General features: G+C 33.2%; 23 protein-coding genes and 1 tRNA gene. 10 read left to right on the top strand and 14 right to left on the bottom strand.

The annotated features are described in order from the left end of the window. The first annotated feature begins 590 nt into the window (after positions 1-590). Genes LO744_RS10875 through LO744_RS10860 form a run of 4 tightly spaced genes read left to right on the top strand, consistent with a single transcriptional unit; the run spans position 591 to position 3,042 of the window. The gene (locus LO744_RS10875; protein ID WP_230669284.1) at positions 591-944 is read left to right on the top strand and encodes an ISAon1 family transposase N-terminal region protein; all 354 of its coding nucleotides are present in this window, start codon (positions 591-593) and stop codon (positions 942-944) included. Between the two features lie 4 nt (positions 945-948). Beyond that, positions 949-1,719: an ISAon1 family transposase gene (locus LO744_RS10870; RefSeq protein ID WP_230669285.1), complete on the top strand. Its 771-nt coding sequence runs from the start codon at positions 949-951 to the stop codon at positions 1,717-1,719. Next, on the top strand, positions 1,716-2,069 hold the full coding sequence (locus LO744_RS10865; RefSeq protein WP_230669284.1) for an ISAon1 family transposase N-terminal region protein: 354 nt from the start codon (positions 1,716-1,718) through the stop codon (positions 2,067-2,069). Before LO744_RS10870 ends, LO744_RS10865 begins: the two co-directional genes overlap by 4 nt. Positions 2,070-2,073: 4 nt before the next feature. Beyond that, positions 2,074-3,042, top strand: coding sequence for an ISAon1 family transposase (locus tag LO744_RS10860; RefSeq protein ID WP_230669283.1), 969 nt, complete (start codon positions 2,074-2,076; stop codon positions 3,040-3,042). A 91-nt stretch (positions 3,043-3,133) separates the two neighbouring features. Here the strand turns inward: LO744_RS10860 and LO744_RS10855 are convergent. Together LO744_RS10855 and LO744_RS10850 are read right to left on the bottom strand one after the other, a co-directional pair. Beyond that, a tRNA-Ser gene (locus LO744_RS10855) sits at positions 3,134-3,218 on the bottom strand. 128 nt (positions 3,219-3,346) lie between these two features. Next, positions 3,347-5,050, bottom strand: a complete 1,704-nt coding sequence (locus LO744_RS10850; protein WP_230669282.1) for a DUF4041 domain-containing protein — start codon at positions 5,048-5,050, stop codon at positions 3,347-3,349. Positions 5,051-5,227: 177 nt separating this feature from the next. Here LO744_RS10850 and LO744_RS10845 point away from each other — a divergent pair, with 177 nt between their 5' ends. Further along, on the top strand, positions 5,228-6,394 hold the full coding sequence (locus LO744_RS10845; RefSeq protein WP_230669281.1) for an aspartyl protease family protein: 1,167 nt from the start codon (positions 5,228-5,230) through the stop codon (positions 6,392-6,394). A 188-nt stretch (positions 6,395-6,582) separates the two neighbouring features. Here the strand turns inward: LO744_RS10845 and LO744_RS10840 are convergent, their stop codons facing one another. The 7 genes from LO744_RS10840 to LO744_RS10810 form a co-directional block, all read right to left on the bottom strand. Continuing rightward, positions 6,583-7,938 (bottom strand): M20/M25/M40 family metallo-hydrolase, encoded by a 1,356-nt coding sequence (locus LO744_RS10840; RefSeq protein ID WP_230669280.1) that lies wholly within the window; start codon positions 7,936-7,938, stop codon positions 6,583-6,585. A gap of 47 nt (positions 7,939-7,985) precedes the next feature. Continuing rightward, entirely contained in the window at positions 7,986-8,366 is a 381-nt protein-coding gene (locus LO744_RS10835; protein ID WP_230669279.1) for a hypothetical protein, read from the bottom strand. 277 nt (positions 8,367-8,643) lie between these two features. Then, positions 8,644-10,044 (bottom strand): M28 family peptidase, encoded by a 1,401-nt coding sequence (locus LO744_RS10830; protein WP_230669278.1) that lies wholly within the window; start codon positions 10,042-10,044, stop codon positions 8,644-8,646. Positions 10,045-10,240: 196 nt separating this feature from the next. After that, positions 10,241-11,482, bottom strand: a complete 1,242-nt coding sequence (locus tag LO744_RS10825; RefSeq protein ID WP_230669277.1) for a DUF1015 domain-containing protein — start codon at positions 11,480-11,482, stop codon at positions 10,241-10,243. 7 nt (positions 11,483-11,489) lie between these two features. After that, positions 11,490-12,449 carry a D-2-hydroxyacid dehydrogenase gene (locus LO744_RS10820; RefSeq protein ID WP_230669276.1) on the bottom strand — a complete coding sequence of 320 codons (960 nt, stop codon included), beginning with the start codon at positions 12,447-12,449 and terminating at the stop codon, positions 11,490-11,492. Positions 12,450-12,561: 112 nt separating this feature from the next. Next, positions 12,562-13,626, bottom strand: coding sequence for a 3-phosphoserine/phosphohydroxythreonine transaminase (gene serC, locus LO744_RS10815; RefSeq protein WP_230669275.1), 1,065 nt, complete (start codon positions 13,624-13,626; stop codon positions 12,562-12,564). A 128-nt stretch (positions 13,627-13,754) separates the two neighbouring features. Further along, complete coding sequence (locus LO744_RS10810) at positions 13,755-14,105, bottom strand: 4Fe-4S binding protein (protein ID WP_191179578.1); 351 nt, start codon at positions 14,103-14,105, stop codon at positions 13,755-13,757. A 59-nt stretch (positions 14,106-14,164) separates the two neighbouring features. Between LO744_RS10810 and LO744_RS10805 the strand changes: the two genes are divergently transcribed. From LO744_RS10805 to LO744_RS10795, 3 genes are read left to right on the top strand one after another with little or no spacing between them, the layout of a single operon-like run. Beyond that, positions 14,165-15,199 carry an acyl-CoA reductase gene (locus LO744_RS10805; protein WP_230669274.1) on the top strand — a complete coding sequence of 345 codons (1,035 nt, stop codon included), beginning with the start codon at positions 14,165-14,167 and terminating at the stop codon, positions 15,197-15,199. A 45-nt stretch (positions 15,200-15,244) separates the two neighbouring features. Then, entirely contained in the window at positions 15,245-15,691 is a 447-nt protein-coding gene (locus LO744_RS10800; RefSeq protein WP_230669273.1) for a peptidylprolyl isomerase, read from the top strand. Between the two features lie 20 nt (positions 15,692-15,711). Next, positions 15,712-16,401: a Bax inhibitor-1/YccA family protein gene (locus tag LO744_RS10795; RefSeq protein ID WP_230669272.1), complete on the top strand. Its 690-nt coding sequence runs from the start codon at positions 15,712-15,714 to the stop codon at positions 16,399-16,401. 180 nt (positions 16,402-16,581) lie between these two features. Here LO744_RS10795 and LO744_RS10790 read toward each other — a convergent pair whose 3' ends face one another. The 4 genes from LO744_RS10790 to LO744_RS10775 form a co-directional block, all read right to left on the bottom strand. Continuing rightward, entirely contained in the window at positions 16,582-16,830 is a 249-nt protein-coding gene (locus tag LO744_RS10790) for a DUF6952 family protein (protein WP_055978832.1), read from the bottom strand. 55 nt (positions 16,831-16,885) lie between these two features. Next, positions 16,886-17,191 (bottom strand): thioredoxin family protein, encoded by a 306-nt coding sequence (locus tag LO744_RS10785; protein ID WP_230669271.1) that lies wholly within the window; start codon positions 17,189-17,191, stop codon positions 16,886-16,888. Positions 17,192-17,494: 303 nt separating this feature from the next. Next, positions 17,495-18,127 carry a peroxiredoxin gene (locus LO744_RS10780; RefSeq protein ID WP_230669270.1) on the bottom strand — a complete coding sequence of 211 codons (633 nt, stop codon included), beginning with the start codon at positions 18,125-18,127 and terminating at the stop codon, positions 17,495-17,497. A 210-nt stretch (positions 18,128-18,337) separates the two neighbouring features. Then, the gene (locus tag LO744_RS10775; protein WP_262908707.1) at positions 18,338-18,685 is read right to left on the bottom strand and encodes a helix-turn-helix domain-containing protein; all 348 of its coding nucleotides are present in this window, start codon (positions 18,683-18,685) and stop codon (positions 18,338-18,340) included. Positions 18,686-18,831: 146 nt separating this feature from the next. On the opposite strand from LO744_RS10775, the gene LO744_RS10770 reads away from it, so the two are divergent. Both LO744_RS10770 and LO744_RS10765 read left to right on the top strand, forming a co-directional pair. Beyond that, the gene (locus LO744_RS10770) at positions 18,832-19,044 is read left to right on the top strand and encodes a bacteriocin-like protein (protein ID WP_230669268.1); all 213 of its coding nucleotides are present in this window, start codon (positions 18,832-18,834) and stop codon (positions 19,042-19,044) included. Between the two features lie 66 nt (positions 19,045-19,110). Then, positions 19,111-19,935, top strand: a complete 825-nt coding sequence (locus LO744_RS10765; RefSeq protein WP_230669267.1) for a GLPGLI family protein — start codon at positions 19,111-19,113, stop codon at positions 19,933-19,935. A gap of 49 nt (positions 19,936-19,984) precedes the next feature. Here the strand turns inward: LO744_RS10765 and LO744_RS10760 are convergent, their stop codons facing one another. Next, positions 19,985-22,924 (bottom strand): M16 family metallopeptidase, encoded by a 2,940-nt coding sequence (locus tag LO744_RS10760; protein ID WP_230669266.1) that lies wholly within the window; start codon positions 22,922-22,924, stop codon positions 19,985-19,987.

Below are 22,924 nucleotides of genomic sequence, written 5' to 3'. Positions count from 1 at the left end.
TCTCTAAAATAGAAGGGAATATTAAATAAATTAGTATGAAATTAGTCTTGTAATCTTAGACGATAGAATTAGGCAGACTTTATTTAAAATATCAATTTTAATACGAAATATGATTAACCTTGACTGATTTGAAACATCGGGTATTTTACATTTTTTCGTAAATTAAAAAGATGGGGCTAAGTCTAAAACAAAAAATCCCAACCAGAGTTAGGATTTTATAATGCTTATCATTCTATATAGGCTTCAACCATTTTCTGAAATTTGGGGTTATTTAAGTAAACATCGAAGCTATGGTCGTTTTGGCCGTCAAAATTGCCAAAAGTAAAAAAGCTATATTTACTGTTTAAGCGATCGTAGTCTGATCTATCAAATCCAAGAGTTGTCGGATTGAATTTATTTTGAAGGCCGACAATTTTTTTCAATTCAGAATCTTTCAATGCAAAAATAAAAAACTTCAGGTTACAACTTCGAGGCGTACGAGATAAAGCGTTTTTCCTATTCAGATTATCAAAACTTTTTGCCTAGTCTCCAGGTTTTGGGGCTCAATGCCAAAACCTGGGGAGAAAAATAAAAATACTTAATTTTGGGGTATGATTAACGATGCCGGGCTACTCAAATTATTATTACCAGAATATTTAATCGAGCACTTCGATATTATAAATTTTGAAGAAGAAAACAAAATTTTACATCTTTATTTCGAAGAGAAAAGTAGGATTCCAAAAGAGTTTTCTTCTTTAACCTTGTATTCCAAAGGTTTTTTAGAAGAAATTACGGTGGATGATTTTCCGCTTCGTGGAAAAACCGTAAAACTCCACATCAAACGAAGAAGGTGGACAGACACGAAAACGGGGAATATTCTCCAAAGAGATTGGACTCTTATTGCCCAAGGAACACGCATGACACAAGATTTTGCCGAGTTCTTAAAAAAAATCTGCCGATGCTAAAGCCTTGTCCTGCAAAACCATTGGAGAGCTTTACGGTGTGGAGGGCAGAAAATTTCAAAGACAGTACAAACATTCCCTCAGCGATTTTAAAAATTGGGAGCAAAAACCGCACGCCGAAGACTGGATTTTGCATCCTCAAAATATTTCAGAGCAGCTCTCTCTGGATGAAGTTGCCCTTTCTGATGGCGAACTCTATACCGTTCTCACCTCAAAAAAGGGAAAGGGTAGAAAAGGCTCAATTGTAGCCATTATCAGAGGAATACAGAGTGAAACAGTAATTGAACATCTTTTTAAAATCAACAGAAAATTAAGAATAAAAGTAACGGAAATTACTTTAGATATGGCTGGGTCTATGAAACTTATTGCCAAAAAATGTTTTCCTAATGCAACACCGGTTATCGATCGCTTCCATGTTCAGAAACTCGCCACAGAAGCCCTTCAGGAAATAAGGATTAAGCATCGCTGGCAGGCCATTGAGCAAGAAAATAACTTGCTCACGGAAGCGAAACAAAAGAAGCGAAAACCTATAATTAAAGTTTTTGAAAACGATGACACCCGAAAGCAACTTTTAGCAAGAAGCAGATACCTGCTTTATAAAACTAGAGAAAAGTGGACTTTATCACAAAAACAAAGAGCAAAAATCCTATTTAAGGAGTATCCCGATTTAGAAAAGGCGTACAATTTATCAGATGGGCTCAGGAAAATTTATAATCAGAACATGGATCAATGCCAAAACCTGGGGAGAAAAATAAAAATACTTAATTTTGGGGTATGATTAACGATGCCGGGCTACTCAAATTATTATTACCAGAATATTTAATCGAGCACTTCGATATTATAAATTTTGAAGAAGAAAACAAAATTTTACATCTTTATTTCGAAGAGAAAAGTAGGATTCCAAAAGAGTTTTCTTCTTTAACCTTGTATTCCAAAGGTTTTTTAGAAGAAATTACGGTGGATGATTTTCCGCTTCGTGGAAAAACCGTAAAACTCCACATCAAACGAAGAAGGTGGACAGACACGAAAACGGGGAATATTCTCCAAAGAGATTGGACTCTTATTGCCCAAGGAACACGCATGACACAAGATTTTGCCGAGTTCTTAAAAAAAATCTGCCGATGCTAAAGCCTTGTCCTGCAAAACCATTGGAGAGCTTTACGGTGTGGAGGGCAGAAAATTTCAAAGACAGTACAAACATTCCCTCAGCGATTTTAAAAATTGGGAGCAAAAACCGCACGCCGAAGACTGGATTTTGCATCCTCAAAATATTTCAGAGCAGCTCTCTCTGGATGAAGTTGCCCTTTCTGATGGCGAACTCTATACCGTTCTCACCTCAAAAAAGGGAAAGGGTAGAAAAGGCTCAATTGTAGCCATTATCAGAGGAATACAGAGTGAAACAGTAATTGAACATCTTTTTAAAATCAACAGAAAATTAAGAATAAAAGTAACGGAAATTACTTTAGATATGGCTGGGTCTATGAAACTTATTGCCAAAAAATGTTTTCCTAATGCAACACCGGTTATCGATCGCTTCCATGTTCAGAAACTCGCCACAGAAGCCCTTCAGGAAATAAGGATTAAGCATCGCTGGCAGGCCATTGAGCAAGAAAATAACTTGCTCACGGAAGCGAAACAAAAGAAGCGAAAACCTATAATTAAAGTTTTTGAAAACGATGACACCCGAAAGCAACTTTTAGCAAGAAGCAGATACCTGCTTTATAAAACTAGAGAAAAGTGGACTTTATCACAAAAACAAAGAGCAAAAATCCTATTTAAGGAGTATCCCGATTTAGAAAAGGCGTACAATTTATCAGATGGGCTCAGGAAAATTTATAATCAGAACATTCAAAAATCTGTCGCTATGTTAAAGTTAGTCCATTGGTTTAGAGAAGTGGAAGAATCTGGATTTAAATCCTTTAATACCTTAACAAAAACTATTATGCATAACTACAACGGCATTCTCAATTATTTTAACCAGCGAAGCACAAATGCTTCAGCAGAATCTTTCAATGCCAAAATAAAAAACTTCAGGTTACAACTTCGAGGTGTACGAGATAAAGCATTTTTCCTATTCAGATTATCAAAACTTTTTGCCTAGTCCCCAGGTTTTGGCATTGATCCGGTTTTGGCATTGATCCGTTTTAATCTTTAAACAAAAAAAAGAGTCTTCAAATTGAAGACTCTTTTAGCGGAGAGGGAGGGATTCGAACCCCCGGACCTGTTACAGTCAATAGTTTTCAAGACTATCGCAATCGACCACTCTGCCACCTCTCCTTAAACTCCGATTGTATCGTTGTTTTCAGTGGTGCAAATATATAAGGTTTTTTAATACCAGCAAAGAAAAATTTCACATTTATTGTAAGTTTTTAGTTAAATAACAATAAATGAATTGTTTATGAAACTTAAATTTCTTCAATGAGTTCCTCGTAATTAACGGAATCAGCAGTTTTTTGGTAAAGTTCCCATTCCGCTTCAAGCGTTTTATCGGTTTTCATCTCTTCTTCAAGTTTTAAAGTTTCTCTGTATTGTTTTGCTTCGGCTAAAAGTGTCCATTTACAATTGATTCCAATCGTTTCCAAATGATTTTTTAAATCACTTAGATTAAGTCTGAAAAACTCTTTCCTGGGGTTGATTTTATTAAGTTGATTTTTAAGGAATTTCTTGTGAAGCTGTCTTTCTAAAGCAGGAGCATCATCCGAATAAATCATTGCGTGTACATCAAATTCAAACGGAACACTTGCATCTCCCAGTTCACGAACTCGGTCTAAAGGCTCTAAACGTCTTGTCATTCCAATTTTATAAATGTGCTCTCCAAACGAACCGATGTTTGAAATTACATATACATTTCCGCTTTTTGTCTGCTGTGCCATGGAGATAGCTCTTTGATTTTTTTCTTCTGCCTGTTCAAGTTTTCCTTGTAGCTCCTCCAATTTCTGCTGGAAAAGAGCTTTCTGTTCTTCATTAGCTCTCGAAACTTGAGCTTCAGCCTTTTCTATTAACCTTTTTAAAGTTTGCTCTTCTTTTTCGGCGTCTTTTATTGCTTTTTCAAATTCCTTTCGAGCTTTCTCTTCTTCACGAATCTGTTCGCGAATTTCTCTCTGCTCTTCAAGTTCAGCTGCTCTTAATTCCTGTGTCACAACTGCCCATTTAAGTTCCTCAAGTCTTGCCTGATGATAAACTTCTGAGATTCTTGCATTACGGAAAGCTTTTCCATTAAAATTAACCAGCTGAAAAGCATCTTCTATTTTCTGTTTTAAAATTCCGTAATTATCTTTTTTTACCATTGATAAAATAGAATCTACCTTTCCGTTGTAGGCATCAATGACAAAATCTACCGCCGTTTTTTGCCTTTCTTCATCCATGTATTCACAGATTCCGGCTTGTCGGTTAATAATCATCATTTTGTTATTCTGACGAAGTTTTTTTAGATTTTCTCCGGCATCTTTATGACTAAAATCTTCTGCAAGCTGGTCCAAAAGAGTATAACTCGGGACAAGATATTCATTTCCGTAACCTTCAATAACGTTTTTCATGGCCTGAATTCTGTCTGCAATTTCATTAGCTTCTCTCAGGCTTCTGTACGCATCGCCGCCAATAGTTTCTGCTTTATTTTCAGCATTATCGATGATTCGATTAGATTCTCTTACCGCGTTTTCATATAAAAGTTCTATTTCCCTCTGTTTCTTTTCGGTTAATTCTTTGATATTTCTACGCGATTCTTTTGCGTTTTCCTGAGCTTCAGATAGTTCCTGATTGCCTTTTTCTCTTAGTTTTTCGTAATCTTTCTGAGCTTTTTTAAGCAAATATTCACACTCAACTTTTACATCAATAATGTTTTGATATTGACTCAGTTCTGCAATTTTATCTTTTAGTTCCCGATTGGTAATTTGAACATAGGAAAAGTCTTTTTTTACAGACTGAAGATTCGTTTTTAGAGAATTATTATCAGTCTGATACTTTACTATTTCAGTTTGAAACTGATTTATTTTTTGTGTTAAATCATTAATTGTAAGATTCTTATTTTTAATTTCATTCTTCAACTTATTAGATTGGGTATAAAAATACACAGCCAATGCAGCAAATATTACAATGAGTAAAATTTCCATGGTTATTAGTTTTTGTAATGCAATAATACACAAATATTAAATTGTTTCTTTACGGGAAACCGTATTTTGGTTTAAATTAATATTAAGCTAAGGTTTGTTTAAAATAAAGCATATTAACCTTTTGATATTCATTCAATCTCATTCATGATAAAACACTATTTTTATAAAAAATAAGTCATGAAAAAACATTTCTTTTTTGTCTTAATATTTATTACAATTTTAGCTTCAGCACAAGGAAAACGATTTTTTGAAAATGGGGAAGTCGAACTAAAAAATCCTGTTGAAAAAATTAATCTGACTTATATTAACGAATTACCTTTTGTTAAGGTAAATATTAATGGGAAAACATATCAATTTCTTTTTGATACTGGAGCGCCTACTGTAATTTCTACGTCAATTTATAATGAGCTGAATCTTAAGAGAAAACATCGCAGTAAAGTCACCGATTCCAAAAAAAATAAGCAAGAGCAAATTTTTACAGAAGTTCCTGAAATAATAATTAATCAGATTACTTTCAAAAAGATTGGTGCTGTTGTGATGGATTTAAAAGGAATTGAATTTGAATGCTTTAAAATTGATGGTATTATCGGAGCCAATCAAATGGCAAAGCTTTTCTGGAGAATTAATTATTCTGAAAACTCAATAGAAGCAACTCAAGATTTGGCAAATTTTCCTACAGAAGGGTATGAAGCTGTATGGTCTTTTAAGCCAAAACCTCAGAAAACGCCTGTTATAGAAGCTTATATTTTAGATAAGAAAATCAATCTTACTTTTGATACCGGATTTACAGGAACAGTGAGAATTTCTAATCAGGAATACGATGCAAAAAATAGCAAAGGGAAGTTTGTTGAAACTTATGGAACGGCTTCCATCGGAGCTTTCGGAGCAGGAAAACCGGAGAGTTCTTATTATTTTAAACCAGACAAAGTGTTTCTGGCCGAACAAAAATTTGAAAACGAAATTATCTCTACCGGTTCTTCAAGTCTGCTTGGAAATGAGTTTTTGAAAAAGTTCAGATTTATAATCGATTGGGAAAACAATAAAATCTATTTAAATAAAATTAAAGATTACCCTTCAAAATTAGAATCTTTTGGCTTTGCCTATCGATTTGTGGACCAAAAAGCAATGGTGGTTTTACTTTTTAACGGAAATGATATGCCTCTTAAACTTGACGACGAAATTCTAAGCATCAACAATATAAGTTTAGAAAATTTAGATAAAGAATCGGTTTGTAACTATCTTCAAAATCGGATAGAAAAAAATCGAGATTCTATTGATGTAAAAGTGAAAAGAGAAGGTAAAGTTTTAGATTTTACGATAGCTAAAAAAGAATATTTGAAATAACTTTTTAACCGCAAAAGAAACAATTGAATAAGGAAAAATTCAAAAGTCTACAAAATATAAAATCCTCATTTAAAGTCTGTTTTGATAGCTTTTGAATAGTTTATCTGTCATAAAATCTTTTGTTGATTTTACGGTTTAAAAAATGTCATATACTAAAAAAGTCCTCAAAATTTGAGGACTTTCTATTTTTACCAGTTTTTATCAATCATATAAATCATTTGCGTCATAATTGTTGCTCCTAATAACAATTCGCGACGATTGACTTTTTCAAAAGTATCTTCTTCGGTGTGATGAATATCAAAATAGCGCTGAGAATCGGGAACGAGCTCTGCTGTAGGAATTCCCATATCTTTTAAAGGGTAAATATCTGTTCCCGAATATCTTCCGTCAAAATCATAGGCTCCGTAAGGAAGAAATAGGGGAGACCAGCTCTTTATCTGATTGATTTTATCATCATCCATTTCTAAAGCAATTCCTCTTGGTGAAAAACCTCCCGCATCGGATTCTAAAGCAAAAAGATGCTTTTCGTTATTCTCTTTTACAGTTTTTCCATATTGTTGGCCACCTTTCACACCATTTTCTTCATTTGCAAAGCAAACGACTCGAATGGTATGATTGTTTTTTATGCCTAAATTTTTAAAAGTTCTTAAAACCTCAATGCTTTGTACAATTCCGGCTCCATCGTCATGAGCTCCTTCACCAACGTCCCAAGAATCTAAATGCCCACCTACAACGATAACGCTTTTATCTTTCTTTCCTGTTAATTCGCCGATGACAGAGTGGGAGAGTTTCTCACCTTTCATACCACAATTTGAGTTGAGTTTAGCGGTGATTTTTTGTGATTTTAAAAGCGTTTCCAATTCGTCTGCAGTGGTGTTTCCAATGGCAACGGCTGGAATTTTATCAGAATCTCCATATCTCATTGCTCCGGTGTGTGGAACATCATCAAATGCCGAAGAAAGCGACCTTACAATGGCAAATTTTCCACCTTTTTTAGCGGTTAATGAAGCAGCCGTAGAACGATAAACTGCCGCATCGCTGTACGCTTTGAAAGTCTGAACATAAGACTGGCTGAAAGGATGATTAAAGAAAACAATCTTATCTTTTACCTGTTCAGGGCTTAGTTTGTCGTATTCTGCTAAAGATTTTACCATGATGATTTCTCCCGAAACATCTTTTCCGCTCGTTCCTTCAGAATTACCAAGAGAAAGCATTTTTAAAGATTTCCATTTACCGTTTTGAGCTTTTATTTTTAAAGATTCTTTTCCTCTTTCCCAAACCGGAATCATTACTTCCTGCAGCCAGACTTTATCAGCACCGGCTTCTTTCAATTTTTGTTCGGCCCATTTCACCGATTTTTCATAAGCTTCAGAACCGCTCAAACGATGACCTATATTTTTGGTTAAATCTCTAAGTTCGGTATACGATTTTCCTTTGTTTAAAATTTCTGTTGAAATTTTACTGAATTGGATTGAGTCTTCTTGAGTCTGCCCAAATACATTTAGACTTAAAAAGACAATAGCAGTTGATAGAATATTTTTCATATTTCTGGATTTGAGAAAGTGTACAATGATATAACTATTACCTTAGATTAGTTTGTGATGAATTTTTGAATCCATTTTTCTGGTTTTAATATTTCAAAACGATTATCAGATTCCAATTGAATTAGATATTTATAAATTTCTTCAGAAATAAATATCATTATTGTAGGATATCGATCAATTAAATAACATCGCTCCTGTGCGTTTACTTTTATTAATTCTTTATTTATAGTTTCTGCAAAACTGCTTAATAATATTTCCTCCTTCAAATACGGATATTGAATTTTATATTCTGTGTTGTTGATAATGATGATAGAAGTTTTGACTTCGCTATTTTCATCAAATAAAATCAGTTCAGAATAAGAAATAGAAAGGCCAAGTGTTTCCAGAAAATTATTGAAATCTCCATTGTTGATGTATTCAGAACTCAAAGCAAATTCTTCCCACTCATCATCTCTACCATTTTTATCAATTAATAAAATATCATCATCTATACTTTCATCAATTAAATAAGTTCTGTAATCATAATTAAATGTGAATTTATTGATTAGTTTATTAAGATTTTTTCGATTTGAACCATAACGTTTTATAGTATCTTCAAATTTCTTCTTTTCTTCAGCCGAATTGTATTTAAAATAGTTTAAATCTTTTAATGTATTGATAAGTATTTTCTGTGATTATTTGAAATTAATATATTCTTAAAACTACCTACCAGTTTTTATCAATCATAAAAACAAGCTGGGTCATAGCAACCGCTCCGAGAAGCAATTCTCTTTTGTTTACTTTATCAAAAGTATCCTTTTCAGAATGATGATAATCAAAATATCTTTGGGTATCAACCACCATTTCTACCAACGGAATATCTAGTTTTTTCAAAGGTGCAATATCCTGAATTGCATAGGTTTGGTCGAAATCATAAATTCCGTACGGCAAAAAGTAGTTTTTCCATTCGAAAATAAGCCTTCTTCTTTGTGGCGACATATCTAACGAAAAACCACGCGGAGAATATCCTCCGGAATCACTTCCTAAAGCCAAAATATGTTTTTCTTCCTTCTTTTTTACACTCATGGCGTAGGTTTCTCTACCCATTCCGCCATTTTCACTGTTAGCATAAAGAACAACTCTTATGGTGTGATTATTGTCGTACCCCAAAGCTTTAAACGTCCTTAAAACTTCCATGCATTGTACCACTCCGGTTCCATCGTCATGGGCGCCTTCGGCAAAATCCCAAGAATCGAGTTGGGCACCGAGAACAATTACTTTTGAATCTTTTTTACCAGGAATTTCTCCGATAATATTATGATTAATCGTTTCGCCTTTTGATTCAGCAGACATATTAATTTTAGCTTTTACGCCTGTTTTCTTGAGAAGTTGCTCAAGTTCATCCGCAGAACGAACACCAATGGTCATTGCAGGTATTCTTGCCTTGTCGTCAGGTTCGTAATAAATTTGTTTTGCATGAGGAATATCATCCGTAGCAGTTGTTAATGACCTTATGATTAAAGCTTTCGCTCCTTTTTGTCCAATAACTGATGCCGAAATAAGTTTAGATTTTGCAGTAATCATATAAGAATCTACGGTACTGATAACGGTAGGGTCAATCGGATAATTAACAAAAATAATTTTATCTTTTACATCGGAAGTTCTAAGATTTACCAATTCCTGAACATCTTTCACCAAAAGAATATCAGCAATAAGGTCTTTACCTTTTGTTCCTTCAGAATTTCCAAAAGAAAGCATTTTTATAGACTTCCAGTCACCGCTGGACGTTTTAATCTGTAAAGATTCTTTTCCTCTAATCCAAATCGGAACTCTTACTTCCTGTTTCCATATGTTTTCAGCGCCGGCTTCTTTAAGATTTTTTTCGGCCCATTCAGTTGCTTTTGTATATCCTGGTGTTGCACTAAATCTAGGACCGACTCCTTTAGTCAATTCACCAAGATTATCGTAAGCTTTTCCGTGAAGAAAAATTTCATCAGAGATTTTCTTAAATTCTTCATGATAGTTGAATTTAGGAATTGGTTTTGGCTTTTTTGCCGGAGTCTTTTTTTGAGAAAATAAAAAACCACTCAAAAAGAGTGGAAATATGATGAGTAAGATTTTTTTCATTTTTACTGACCGTTTTCTTTTCGGAGCATAAAAATAAAGAAAAATTCAGTAAGTATGGTAGATTTAGATTATGCTTATAATTAAAAATCCTCAAAATTACTCTCTAGAAGATATGAGAAAGTAATTTTGAGGAAATATATTATCATAATTTTCACTTTGAAAGGGAAGCTAAAAGCAATCCGCTAGTCGGCAAAAACTATTTCATATCATACATTAATAATGCACTAACAAGTTTGGGCTCGATAAATGTGCATTTTGGAGGCATACGTAACTTTAAATCAGATATTTTAATCATATCATTAAAACTTACAGGATAGATTCCAAAACCTACTTTTCCTTCGCCATTATCGATTTTCTCTTTCAATAGTTTAATTCCTTCAAGATTTGAAGTTCCTTTCACGTAAGTAATCTGATCTGAGCTGTCTGAATCTTCAATATTCAAAATATCTTTAATGATATATTTATCTAAAATATGATGATCAAGATTGTCTAATGACATCTCCGGAGAACGCAATTCATGCTTTACGTGAAGTGAATAGAATTTTCCATCCAAATACATTGAAATATGAAACTTCTGAGAAGGGTAGTATGCGGTCTGATCTTTTTCGTGAATAAGGAAATATGTTTCCAGTTTTTTCAAGAAATCTTCGGTAGATAAATCTCCGATGTTGCTTAAAATTCTATTATAATCGTGAATTTTAATGGATTGATTAGAAACAATAAAACTATAGACAAAATTATAAGCTTCAGTTCCGTTATGACGCTTATTTTTTTCTTTCAAACGTTTTGCATGAAGGGCTGTAGAACCAATTCTGTGGTGACCGTCTGCAATATAAAAAGAATCGATTTGGTCGATTACTTCTTTGAATTGTTGCAGTTTCAGGCGGTTGTCTATTCGCCAGATTTTATGTCTAATGCCAATAGTATCTATATGATTGAAAATCGGAACATTTTTTTCCTCATGATTCATCAACAATTCAATCTTTGAATTTGACGGATAGGTCAGCAAAACAGGTTCAGCCTGAAGATTTACTTTATCAAGATAATGCGCCAGCTTTTCTTTTCTTTGAGGGATGGTACTTTCGTGCCTTTTTATTTTGCCGTTCCAGAAATCTTCAATACTCGATAAGCCAAGAAGTCCTCTGAATTTTTGTTTGTTTGGATAAGTCTGCTCATAAAGATAATAGGCAGAGCTATCCTGAACTAAGGTTTTGTCTTCTAAAAGTTCTTCAAAAGTAGTCCGTATTTTCCTTAAATTCCTGTCTACATCTTTAGATTTACTTACAACATAGGGTTTAATCATATTGATGTAAGTTTTCTCTTTTTGAGCTTTCTCAGCAATTTCAGCTTGTGTGAAATTATCTAAAGGATGAGTAGGAAACGTAGACTCATAATCTTTATGAGGACGTATTCCACGGAAAGGTTTAAAAACTGGCATATATAATTTATAGTTTCTTTTTAATTTCAATAATCTGATGAGCAAGTTCTACTCCTATTTTCTCCTGTGCATCTACAGTATTTCCTCCTAAATGCGGTGTAAGAGAAAGGTTAGGGTTCATTAGCAAAATCAGTTCAGGTGACGGTTCGTTTTCAAAAACATCTAGAGCGGCTCCTGCCACTTTACCAGATTCTATAAAATCGAGCAAAGTAACTTCATTGATGACGCCTCCTCTTGCTGTATTGACAATGTAAACACCGTCTTTCATTTTTTCAAACTGTGGAGTATCAATAATGTATCCTTCAGTTTGTGGCGTATTGATACTGATGAAGTCTACATCTTTTAAAAACTCGTCGGTATCATTCGTCGAAGTAATTTCAAAATTTAAAGTTTGTCCGTCAAAAAAATTTAAGGTTAAAACTTCTGTTCTGGGTTTTCTTGTAAGAACTTTTATTTTCATTCCTAAAGAAATTCCCATTTTTACGACTTCTTGGCCAATGCTTCCAAAACCAATGACGCCTAACGTTTTTCCTGAAAGTTCGTAAGCTTTGCTGAAAGACTTTTTCATGGCATTGAAATGGGTATCTCCTTCCAATGGCATCAATCGGTTAGATTCATGTAAAAATCTTGCTAAAGAAAAGAAATGTGCAAACACCAACTCTGCCACCGATTTTGATGAAGCAGTAGGAGTATTGATTACATACAATCCTTTTTCAATGGCATATTCTACATCGATATTATCCATCCCAATCCCGCCTCTTCCGACGATTTTAAGATTAGGACAAGCGTCAATCAAATCTTGTCTAACTTTGGTAGCACTTCGCACCAAAAGAACATCTACGTTATTTTCATTGATGAAATTGATAACGTGCTCCTGAGCAACTCTGTTATCGAGCAGTTCAATTCCGGCTTCTTTTAAAGCGAGCTCTCCAGCTTGGGAGATTCCGTCGTTAGCTAAAACTTTCATTATTTTTATCTAATATTTTTAAGATGAATTTAAAAAATAAATAGTTGCGCAAATTAAGAAAATTTAAGAGAATGAAAAACATCTTTTAAATCTTGATTTCTTTATTGCTGAATTATTTTATAGATTTCATTACATCTACCAAAACTTGTACGCTCTCTATTGGCAATGCATTATACATACTTGCTCTGTAGCCTCCCAAGCTTCTGTGTCCGTTTAAACCATTAATTCCTGCGGCTTTCCATGCTGCATCAAATTCTTCTTTTTTAGAATCATCATTTAGTTTAAAAGAAACATTCATTAACGAACGGTCTTCTTTCACGCAGAATGTTTCAAACAATGGGTTAGAATCTATTTCGTCGTATAATAATTTAGCTTTCGCTTCATTTCTTGCTTCTGCCGCTGCAATACCTCCGTTTTTCTCTAAATACTGTAACGTAAGCAAAGATGCGTACACAGGGAAAACCGGTGGAGTATTGTACATTGATTCTTTAGCAATGTGTTGAGAATAATCAAAATAAGAAGGCATATTTTCTCTTCCTGCTTTTTCAAGAATTTCTTTTTTCACAACCACTAAAGTCACCCCTGCTGGTCCCATGTTTTTCTGAGCTCCGGCGTAGATTAAATCAAATTTTGAGAAATCTAATTGTCTTGAGAAAATATCAGAACTCATATCACAAACCATTAAAGTGTCTACTTCAGGGAAAGTTTTCATTTGAGTTCCATAGATAGTATTGTTTGATGTACAGTGAAAATAATCATATTCTGCACCTATTTTATAATCTTTAGGAATGAATGAGTAATTTTCTTCTTTTGAAGAACCTACAATATCTACACTTCCTACTTTTTTAGCCTCTTTTATAGCTCCTGCAGCCCAAGTTCCGGTATCGAGATAAGCTGCTTTACCGCCCACTTTCATCAAATTGTAAGGTACCATTGCAAATTGAAGACTTGCACCGCCTCCCAAATACAGAACTTCATAATCATCACCAAGATTCATTAATCTTTTTACAATCGCACGAGCTTCATCCATCACCGCAACAAAATCTTTACTCCTGTGCGAAATCTCAAGAATTGATAAACCAATTCCATTAAAATCTAAAATTGCTTCTGCTGATTTTTCAAATACTTCCTGAGGTAAGATACATGGTCCTGCGCTGAAATTGTGCTTTTTGCTCATAATTTTACTTGTTGTTTTTGCAAATTTTATTCAAGATAAATAAAATCTGCGGTTTCATTATTACTATTTGAAGAGATTTAATTTAAATATAAAATAAAACCGTCTCATAATGTATGAGACGGTAGTTTTTATTCACCGTGTAAGAACGCTTTTTTGTTTAGCAAAGCTTCTTCAGATTCTACATGGTCTTCATCCGGAACACAGCAGTCTACAGGGCAAACCGCAGCACACTGTGGCTCTTCATGGAAGCCTTTACATTCTGTACACTTGTCTGTTACAATAAAATAAACGTCGTCACTCACAGGTTCCTGTGGTGCATTTGCGTCAACTGTAAGACCTGATGGTAAAGTTACAGTTCCTGAAAGTTCAGTACCCTCGGATGCTTTCCAATCTACCGCTCCTTCATATATTGCATTGTTTGGACATTCTGGTTCGCAAGCCCCACAATTAATGCATTCATCAGTTATTTTAATAGCCATCGCTAATTTTTTTTAAATTTGCACAAAATTACAAAATATTCCCCAATTTTACAGTAATTATGAATATCGAAAAAAGAGTTTTAGGACTAAATAAGTTAAGCGGTTATATAAAAGAGTTTTTAGCAAAGAATTCTGAAGAATATAATGAAAGTGATGTTGAATTTCAACAGGTGTTGAAAAAATCGGAAATTGAAAACCCGTGGTTTACGGCTGATAATCAGAAGTATGCTTTAAAGCAGTGGTCTGAATTGTTGAATCAGGAGAATATAAATGAGTGGCTGCAGAGCTATTCACCCTCAAAAACAGCAAAAAAAGTAGGATTAATTCTTGCCGGAAACATTCCTTTGGTAGGATTTCACGATGTGATTTCTGTAATTTTAAGCAATCATATTCCTTTAATTAAACTTTCTTCAAAAGACAGACTAATGGTTCCTTTTTTACTTAAAAAATGGAGCGAGTTTTCTGAAGAAACAATTGACTTTGAATTGGTAGAAAGATTAGAGAATTTTGATGCAGTGATTGCGACAGGAAGCAATAATACAGCAAGATATTTAGAATATTATTTTAAAAATCATTTAAGCATTATCCGTAAAAACAGAACTTCAATTGCTGTTTTAAAAGGCGATGAAACAGAAGAAGAACTGAAGCTTTTAGCGCAAGATATTTTTCAATATTTTGGTTTAGGATGCAGAAATGTAACTAGAATTTTTATTCCTGAAGATTTTGTAATCGACAGATTGTTTGAGAGTTTTATTGGTTTTGAAGATATTATTAACCATAATAAATATGCCAATAATTATGATTATAACAGAGCGGTTTATCTTTTAAACCAAGATAAATTCTGGGATAATAATTTTGTAATGCTGAAAGAAGATAATCAATTGTTCAGTCCGCTTTCTGTGATTAATTTTAGCAGATATTCTTCTTTAGATGAAGTGAAAAATTTCATTGCTGAAAATGAAGAAAATATTCAGTGTATTGTCGCGAAAAGTGAGCTTGAAATAGCCTCAATTCCATTCGGAGAAGCACAAAACCCAGGATTGAATACCTACGCAGACAATGTAGATACAATGAAATTTTTGGAAGGTATTTAATTTATTTGTCTTAAATTAGATCAGCCAAATTAAAAATTATTTGACATGAAAAAAATATTTGCAGCTTTAGGTCTTTTCGCTATCACTTTTGCATCTGCACAAAATATAAGTAAAGTAGAGGTTCAAACTCCAGCAATGGATGTTTTAGCCAGCATACCTAAAGATAAAATTGAATTGTACAATCAGTCTTTTTCCAAATTTGTTTCTGCGCTAAAAACAGCAGATAAACAAGCAGTTGGTTTGCTTATTTCTGAAAAAGTAAAGAGCATGGTAAACGAAAACATGATTCAGAAACTTTCCGGCGGAATAAGCTTTGAAAGAAAGACGGAAGTGTATGAATCTGGCTATCAAAAGCTTTTAGATAATCAGACGTATCCTGCGATTCAATACAAATATGAAGATGATAAAAATGACCCACCAAGAGATTTGATTACCGTTATTTTTGAGAACGATGGTAAAATACTTGGGGTAAAACCGAATTATAGTAATTAAAAAATATAAATAGAAAACTTATGATGACAGATGTTTTAGTCGCACATTCTTCGGATGTAGAAAAGGCTAATTTTTACAAAAAAACCTATTTGCATGTTGCTTTTGCAATTCTTGCATTTATTGCTGTTGAAACTACTTTGCTAGCCGTTGTTCCGAGCGAAATAGTGTATATGATGGTCGGGCAGAAATACAGCTGGCTTTTGATTTTAGGACTGTTTTGGTTGGCTTCTTTTTTAGCAAACAAATGGTCTTTAGCTCAAAGCAGGTCGATTCAATATTTGGGGCTTGCTCTTTACACCGTGCTTCAGGCAATTATCTTTTTGCCGATGATGTATATGGCAATGGCATATCCTAATACAGGGCAGTTGATTTTTCAGGCAGCAACTCTTACTATTGCAATGTTTGCAGGGGTTTCTGCAGTAGCGTTTACTTCTAAAAGAGATTTTTCGTTCCTTAGAAATATTATTACAATAGGAGGTTTTATCGCTTTAGGATTAATTGTTGCAGGAATGATTTTCGGTTTTGACCTTGGGCTTTGGTTCTCGGTAGGAATGGTAATCTTAGCTTCTGTAACGATTTTATATCAAACGAGTAAGTTGAAAGATTCTTATACAATTGATCAATATGTTGGCGCTTCTTTACAGCTTTTTGCTTCTATTATGTTATTATTTTGGTATATTTTAAGAATATTAATGAGCCGAAGAAGCTAATTTAGAATTATAAATGATGAGTTTTGAGATATAAATTATCCTAAACTTTTATAAACCCAAAAAATCCTGATGTTTTTCATCGGGATTTTATTTTTGAGATTTAAACACGAATAGCTCTAATTTTTATAACAAATAACACTAATCTTTAGTCTTTTATTTGAAAACATTCGTGATTAAATACTATTTATCAATTGAGCCTAAAACCTTTTGTGCAAAAGAGTTTAAAGCATCTTTCTCGCTCATTCCGTTTTGTACGTTAGCATGAACTTCCAAAGCGCCACAAATATTGGTAATCAATTCACCTGCAACATTCATATCTTCTTCGGTAGTTCCTCTAAACTCTGTAAAAGATTCTAAAACCTCTAACGTTTTTTCTAAATTTTCTGGAGTTTGGTTTTGATAAAATTGTCTTATAATTGGCAGTTTCATATCTGATTTTTATTTTTATAAGTAATATGGATTCACTAAAAAAGTAAATTCCTTATTACAATTCGTTAAACAAGTTAATTAAACTTTCTGCTTGGTTAGTTTGTACTTGGTTGACCAATTCACCATTTTTGAAGATTGCAAACGTAGGCAAGTTGTCTACTTTTGCTAATTTTCTGCTTTCTGGCAATTTTTCAGCATCAACATATAAAAAAGGAATCGCATCATTTTCTGAAGCTAATTTCTTGAATTTAGGCTTCATAATTCTGCAGTTTCCACACCAAGTGGCACCATATTGTACAACTACTTTTTCGTTTTCATTAACGATATTTTGTAACGTATCTTCTGTTAATTCTGTATACATAAGTTTAATTTTAAAATTTGAGAATTTATTAATTTGAAAATGTTTAGAGTCTGTTTTAAATTCATAGTTTCTCTTGCAGATTGTAGAAATCTCGCAGATTAAAAACATTGAAACAAATCTGCTTAATCAGCAAAATCAGCGAGAATTACACTAAAAACTGATTGAGAACCTCAAAAAGTTAATCCTAAAGAATTTAAAATAATAAAACTTAAACTGACTCTTAGAAATAGAAAATGAGATAATTATTAAATAACCAATGTGATTAATTTTCAAATTATCTCATTTTCAAATTACCACATTGTCTTAGTTCTTCGCTAAATATTCAGCAGTAGAAGTTCTGTCAGCTTTCATCGCGTCTTTACCTTCTTCCCAGTTTGCAGGGCAAACCTCACCGTGCTTCTGAACGTGAGTATAAGCGTCGATTAATCTTAAATATTCTTTTACATTTCTTCCTAGAGGCATATCATTTACCGACTCGTGGAATACTTTTCCTGTTTCGTCGATCAAATAGGTTGCTCTGTAGGTTACGTTTGAACCTGTGAAATACTCATTTCCTTCTTCGTCAAATTCTAGATCTTGATCTACAATATCTAATAAGTTTGCCAATTGTCTGTGAGTATCAGCTAAAAGCGGATAAGTAACTCCTTCAATACCACCGTTGTCTTTTGAAACGTTCAACCAAGCAAAGTGTACTTCGTTTGTATCACAAGAAGCACCAATCACTTTAGTGTTTCTTTTTTCAAACTCACCTAAAGCTTCTTGAAATGCGTGAAGCTCAGTTGGGCAAACAAAAGTAAAATCTTTTGGATACCAGAACAAAAGCACTTTTTGTTGGTTTTTTGTAGTCTCTTCAAAGATGTTGATTCTAAGATCATCACCCATTTCAGACATTGCGTCAATCGTTACGTTTGGAAATTTTTTACCTACTAAAGACATAATTTTCTAATTTTTAATTTGATTAATTTTACAATGCAAATATACACAGTTTTATCTATCGATAAAATACTTTTTGATAAATAAAATCTATAATTGTTTTTAATCTAAATTACTAAAAAAGCTCTGAATTCACAGTTAATTTTCTATTAACTCTATAAAAAAAGAGCCTCTTTCGAAGCTCTTTTTGGGTTTTTAATAAATTTTCTATTTTTAAAAATTAAGTTTGTTTTTTAATTCCTTAATAATTTCTTCATTCTCTTTATTTCTTAAAACCAAATTTTTGAATTCTTCTAAGTAGTTTTCTTGGAGATTATTTAGAAAAACAGTTTGACCGTGATTTTCATTTATATTATTCACTGTCTTTTCATCTAAAAAATATTTAAAATCTTTATCAAAAAACTGACAAATTTTGTCTACCAGTAAAAAGTCAATTTTCCTAGAATGTCCGCTTTCTATGTTGTGTAAAGTTCCTTGTGAAATTCCTAACTCAAAAGCTAATTGAGCTTGAGAAAAATGCATTTCTTCTCTCAAATTTTTAATTTTAGTACCTGTGTTCATATCATTTGTGTTTGATTAATTTTCTAATTGAAATAATTAATTTCTTAGTTGGTTAAAATATGAAGAAATTTCCATATTAGCAAAAGCAATTTACACAGAAAAAACTGCTGAATTACAAAATAATTATTAATTCTAAAAAATTTAGTATGAAAAATTTAAAAAAACTTTCGAGAAATGAATTGAAATCTTTAAATGGAGGGAAGAAATTACCACCTTATATAGGTGGTGGAAGTGGTGGTGGATGTGCTGATATGTGTACGCCAACTGGAGGAGGTACAGATGACGGTTGTAGACAATATGGTCTTGTCTGTGGATTTTTTCAATGTGGAGTAAATGATTGGGGAAATAGATGTCAATAAATTAATTTTAAATATGAGACGTAAAATTTTACGTCTCATTATTTATATGATTATTATATTTATAGTATGAAAAAAAATAAACTTCTTATAAAATTCCTATTTTTTTGTATTGTCATATTTTTTGATAACATTCATGCTCAAAATAAATTATTCAAATACGATTTAGAGTATAAATCAAATCCACGAAAGGATAGCATCACTCTAAAAAAAATGGTTTTAGATTCAGAAAATGGTAAAAGTTCTGTTTTTAGAACTGAGCATGATAGGAGATCTGATTCTCTTATTGCAATTACTGGTTTAGGACTGGGAAGAGGAATAACACTGGAAGATCAGATTTATGTTATTAAAAATTTTACTGAAAATATTACGTATAAAAGTATTCAAAATATTTACAGAGATCTCTATTCGATAAAAATCATTGAAAAACTTAACTGGGAAATCTTATCTGAAAAAAGTAAAATCGAAAATTTCAATGTTCAAAAAGCAAAAGTAACTTATGGTGGCAGAAATTGGATCGCTTGGTTCACAACAGAAATTCCCATTCAAGATGGTCCTTATGTTTTTAATGGTTTACCAGGCTTGATTGTTAATCTTTCAGATGATCAGAACAATTATATCTTTAATTTAACTGAAATAAAAAATGGTAGTGAAAAGATCTATTACAGAAATAAAGGTACAGAACTAAATTGGGAACAATTTAAAAAATTAGCTGAAAATTACTATTCTGATCCTTATGCGCGTATGAAATCTATGGGAGTTCCGATAAAAAAAGATGATGGAGCAGGAAATGCAGTTTCACTCGATTTGAAGCTTGAAACTGATAGAATAAAGAAGGTGATAAGAAACAATAACAATCCAATAGAACTCAATCACAAAATAGATTATCAATAATCGCTTTAGTATGAATAAAAAAGAGCCTCTTTCGAAGCTCTTTCTGGTTTTAGTAACCGAATATTTCTGTAAGGCTTAGCTTTTTTAGTTCACCTAATTTCAGCAAATCTTCATCTTTCACTTTGTCTTGTGACGCTACAAGACAGTAAGTATAGTTTTTCCCTTTCATTTCCTTGTCATGAAACGTATTGATGTCTGAGAAGCTCAGTTTCGGAGATTGCTCGTAGACACTTTTTCTCCTGTCATAATCGAGACCTAATTTTTGAGCTGATAAATAAGAAAAAATAATTCCGTCTTGGGTAATTCTTTCTGCAGCAATCGTTTTTCTTAAGCCGCTTTTTGCCGTTTCAAACAACTGCTCAGATTTTGGAAGAGTCGTTAAAAGCTCGTTCATCGCAGTTGTAGATTCATTCAGTTTATCAGCCTGAGTTCCTACATAAGCCGTAATCATATTTTTATCCTCTTTTTTGTTTGGCTGACCAAAGTATGCATAAGTAGAATATGCCAAAGCTTTAGATTCTCTGATGGTCTGGAAAACGATAGAACCCATTCCGCCACCAAAGTAATTGTTAAACAAACTTATTGTAGGACTAAGATTTGGGTTGTAATTATCCGCATTTCTCACCCAGAAAACTTCAGCTTGTACCATATCGTAATTGGCAAACAAAACTTTATTTTTATCTGTTGGGATTTGAGTAAAGGTTTTAGATTTCGGCATTTCCTTCAATGTTGTCGGAACTTTATGAATCAGAGTTAAAGAAGATGCAACTTCGTTTGCCGATTTTGGTCCGTAATGAAGAATTTTATGTTTAAAATTAAATAAATCATGAAGGATATTTACCAAATCTTCAGCCTTCAAAGCATCTAATTCTGCATCGGTTAAAACATTGTTAAATGGATTTTGAGCGCCATATTGTGCATAGCTTCGTAATCCCTGCATGATGGCGCTTTTATTTTGTTTTGCGTTGTCTCTAGCTTTTTTTACTCTTGCTTTATAAGCGGTTAATGCTCCTTCATCTGCCTGACAGTTTTTAATTAAATCTTCAAATAAATCTGCAGTTTTATCAAAGTTTTCATTTAACCCTTCCAAAATTACATAGGTTTCTTCGTTTCCTGCGCTTATCCTAAAGCTTGAAGCCAGTTTGTAAAATTCTTTGCTAATTGCTTCAGAAGACTTATTTTTTGTACCTAAATATTCTAAATATTCTGCAGCTAAAGGAAGCATTTTGTTATTCCATTTCCCTGAATCAAAGTAATAATACATTCTGAAAAGGTCATTATCTGTATTTTTTACAGAAAGAACATCAACACTTTTAACCTTGCTTTTAGCAATGTCTTTTTCAAAATTTAACCAAACCGGAGAAATATTGTTTTCTGGCATCTTCTCAATCATTGCAAGAAACGGAGAGTTATCTTCTCTGTTTACAGAAACCGGCGTGATGGTAGGTTTGTCTACTTTTACAATGCTTTTATCTTCGCCTTTCTTTTTGTAAATGGCTACATAATTATTGTTTTGAAGATATTTGGAAGCAAAATCCATAATATCTTTTTTTGTAAGCTTAGAGATTTCATCTACATATTCCAATGACGTTTTGTGGTCAATTTCTGAGGTAAATTCATCCATTAAAATTCCCGCTCTGGAAGAGTATTTTTCGTCTTTCTGAATAATGCTTTTCTTCTCATTATTGACGATAGACTGAATTAAATCATCAGAAAATTCACCTTTTCTGAGTTTGTCAATTTCCTGAAGAAGAAGGTTTTTCACATCATCCAATGACTGACCTTCGGTAGGCCTTCCTTGTAAAAGCAATACTGAATAGTCTTTTAACACATATGGAAAGGCGTAAGCTCCCAAAAGCTTTTGTTTTTTCACAAGATTAAGGTCAATCAATCCAGCTTGTCCGTTGGTCAGCATATTTCCAACTAACGTTAAAAGTCTTGCATCTTTGGTTGTTGCTCCGGGAAATCGGAATCCCATCATTACGCTTTCAGGATTTGGTCCTACAACTTCTTTTATAACAGGTGACGAAATTGGTTTTTCCTGTCCTACAACATATTCGGGAACTGCTTTAGTCTTCATGTAAGAAAAAGCCTTGTCAATTTTAGCAATCATCTCATCCGGATTAAAATCTCCAGACATAATTACTCCCATATTATTGGGAACATAGTAATTGTTGTAATATTCTCTAATTGCTTTTAAAGAAGGGTTTTTCAGATGTTCAATTTTCCCAATCGTTGTTTGTTTACCGTAATTGTTATTTGGAAATAAAGCTTCAAACATTTTATCGTAAACTTTGTCGGTATCATCATCCAAAGTTCTGTTTTTCTCTTCATAAACCGCTTCAAGCTCTGTATGGAAAAGCCTTAAAACAGGCGCTCTGAAACGTTCAGACTGTACAGCCAAAAATTTATCAACCGCATTAGCCGGAATATCTTCTACATAAACAGTTTGCTCAAAAGAAGTAAATGCATTGGTACCGTCTGCGCCCATTCCTGCCATCATTTTGTCGTATTCGTTGGCGATGGCGTAGTTGGCAGCTTCTCCCGAAACTTTATCTATTTCTTTGTAAATTTCTTTCCTCTTAGCTTCATCTTTTGTCTGGTTATATTTCTCATAAAGAGCATCCACTTTATCTAAAAGAGGTTTTTCTTTTGCCCAATCTTTTGAACCAAATTTATCGGTTCCTTTAAAGAGCATGTGTTCCAAATAATGCGCAAGACCAGTGTGAGTTGCCGGGTCGGTTTTACTCCCTGCTTTTGTTGCAATATAAGTCTGAATTCTAGGTTCTTTATTGGTAGGGCTCAAAATTACCGTTAATCCGTTTTTAAGCTTATAATATCTTGCGGAAGTAGGGTCGTTGGTTACGTATTTATAGGTGTAACCATTTGATTTTGCTTCTTTCCACTGAAAATCCTGAGCTTGAGCGTAACCGCAAAAACTTGCTGCTGCAATGCTGGTTACAATCGTTAATTTTTTAAATAAATTCAT

It is taken from the genome of Chryseobacterium turcicum (assembly GCF_021010565.1).
In the GTDB taxonomy this organism is placed as follows: domain Bacteria; phylum Bacteroidota; class Bacteroidia; order Flavobacteriales; family Weeksellaceae; genus Chryseobacterium; species Chryseobacterium turcicum.
The sequence above is the reverse complement of the archived record's forward strand: the minus strand, read 5'-3'. Positions and strand labels throughout refer to the sequence as shown.

Excerpts from the sequence above, each read along its gene's own strand:
- LO744_RS10875 (WP_230669284.1), top strand. The coding sequence starts at position 591 with ATGATTAACGATGCCGGGCTACTCAAATTATTATTACCAGAATATTTA.
- LO744_RS10865 (WP_230669284.1), top strand. The coding sequence starts at position 1,716 with ATGATTAACGATGCCGGGCTACTCAAATTATTATTACCAGAATATTTA.
- LO744_RS10850 (WP_230669282.1), bottom strand. The coding sequence starts at position 5,050 with ATGGAAATTTTACTCATTGTAATATTTGCTGCATTGGCTGTGTATTTT.
- LO744_RS10845 (WP_230669281.1), top strand. The coding sequence starts at position 5,228 with ATGAAAAAACATTTCTTTTTTGTCTTAATATTTATTACAATTTTAGCT.
- LO744_RS10840 (WP_230669280.1), bottom strand. The coding sequence starts at position 7,938 with ATGAAAAATATTCTATCAACTGCTATTGTCTTTTTAAGTCTAAATGTA.
- LO744_RS10830 (WP_230669278.1), bottom strand. The coding sequence starts at position 10,044 with ATGAAAAAAATCTTACTCATCATATTTCCACTCTTTTTGAGTGGTTTT.
- LO744_RS10825 (WP_230669277.1), bottom strand. The coding sequence starts at position 11,482 with ATGCCAGTTTTTAAACCTTTCCGTGGAATACGTCCTCATAAAGATTAT.
- LO744_RS10820 (WP_230669276.1), bottom strand. The coding sequence starts at position 12,449 with ATGAAAGTTTTAGCTAACGACGGAATCTCCCAAGCTGGAGAGCTCGCT.
- serC (WP_230669275.1), bottom strand. The coding sequence starts at position 13,626 with ATGAGCAAAAAGCACAATTTCAGCGCAGGACCATGTATCTTACCTCAG.
- LO744_RS10810 (WP_191179578.1), bottom strand. The coding sequence starts at position 14,105 with ATGGCTATTAAAATAACTGATGAATGCATTAATTGTGGGGCTTGCGAA.
- LO744_RS10805 (WP_230669274.1), top strand. The coding sequence starts at position 14,165 with ATGAATATCGAAAAAAGAGTTTTAGGACTAAATAAGTTAAGCGGTTAT.
- LO744_RS10800 (WP_230669273.1), top strand. The coding sequence starts at position 15,245 with ATGAAAAAAATATTTGCAGCTTTAGGTCTTTTCGCTATCACTTTTGCA.
- LO744_RS10795 (WP_230669272.1), top strand. The coding sequence starts at position 15,712 with ATGATGACAGATGTTTTAGTCGCACATTCTTCGGATGTAGAAAAGGCT.
- LO744_RS10790 (WP_055978832.1), bottom strand. The coding sequence starts at position 16,830 with ATGAAACTGCCAATTATAAGACAATTTTATCAAAACCAAACTCCAGAA.
- LO744_RS10785 (WP_230669271.1), bottom strand. The coding sequence starts at position 17,191 with ATGTATACAGAATTAACAGAAGATACGTTACAAAATATCGTTAATGAA.
- LO744_RS10780 (WP_230669270.1), bottom strand. The coding sequence starts at position 18,127 with ATGTCTTTAGTAGGTAAAAAATTTCCAAACGTAACGATTGACGCAATG.
- LO744_RS10775 (WP_262908707.1), bottom strand. The coding sequence starts at position 18,685 with ATGAACACAGGTACTAAAATTAAAAATTTGAGAGAAGAAATGCATTTT.
- LO744_RS10770 (WP_230669268.1), top strand. The coding sequence starts at position 18,832 with ATGAAAAATTTAAAAAAACTTTCGAGAAATGAATTGAAATCTTTAAAT.
- LO744_RS10765 (WP_230669267.1), top strand. The coding sequence starts at position 19,111 with ATGAAAAAAAATAAACTTCTTATAAAATTCCTATTTTTTTGTATTGTC.
- LO744_RS10760 (WP_230669266.1), bottom strand. The coding sequence starts at position 22,924 with ATGAATTTATTTAAAAAATTAACGATTGTAACCAGCATTGCAGCAGCA.